At 65.1% G+C, this 433-nt stretch carries 1 protein-coding gene and 1 pseudogene; one reads left to right on the top strand and one right to left on the bottom strand.

Translation table 11 applies throughout. The features are described 5' to 3' along the window. Positions 1–202 (top strand): annotated as a pseudogene (locus H0241_RS35350) (ankyrin repeat domain-containing protein); the annotation flags it as partial. Between the two features lie 38 nt (positions 203–240). On the opposite strand, the gene H0241_RS35345 reads toward H0241_RS35350, so the two are convergent. Next, a partial coding sequence (locus tag H0241_RS35345) for an AMP-binding enzyme (protein WP_407941799.1) occupies positions 241–433 on the bottom strand: 193 nt, incomplete at its 5' end.

Here is a 433-nt window from a genome sequence, read left to right as displayed (position 1 = left end):
CAACCTGGGCCTGACCGCGCTGATCGAAGCCGTGGCGCTGGGCGATGGCAGCGACAAATACGAGAAGACCGTACAAGTTCTGCTCGACGGCGGAGCGGACCCGAACCTGGCCGACCGCGGTGGCGTCACGCCGATGCGGCATGCGCGTCAGCGTGGTTTCCACGGCATCGGCGCGCTGCTCTTCAAGGCGCGCGGACATTGAAAAAGGGGCCACTCGGGCCCTTTCTCTTGACGCGCTCCTTACGCGGCGGCCGGTTTCTCGGCCGCCTCATTCCTTGCGTTTTCCTGCTCCTGCAGCGTGCGCCACATCACCTTGCCCGTGCCGGACTTGGGCAGCGCATCCACAAACTCGACCACGCGCGGGTACTTGTAGGCCGCCATGTTGTCGCGCGCCCAGTTGATGATGTCGTCTTCGGTGGTCTTGCCCTTGGCG

This window comes from Mesorhizobium neociceri, from assembly GCF_013520985.1.
Taxonomy (GTDB): Bacteria; Pseudomonadota; Alphaproteobacteria; order Rhizobiales; family Rhizobiaceae; genus Mesorhizobium; species Mesorhizobium neociceri.
Note: the sequence above shows the minus strand (reverse complement) of the source record. Positions and strands in the feature narration are given on the sequence as shown.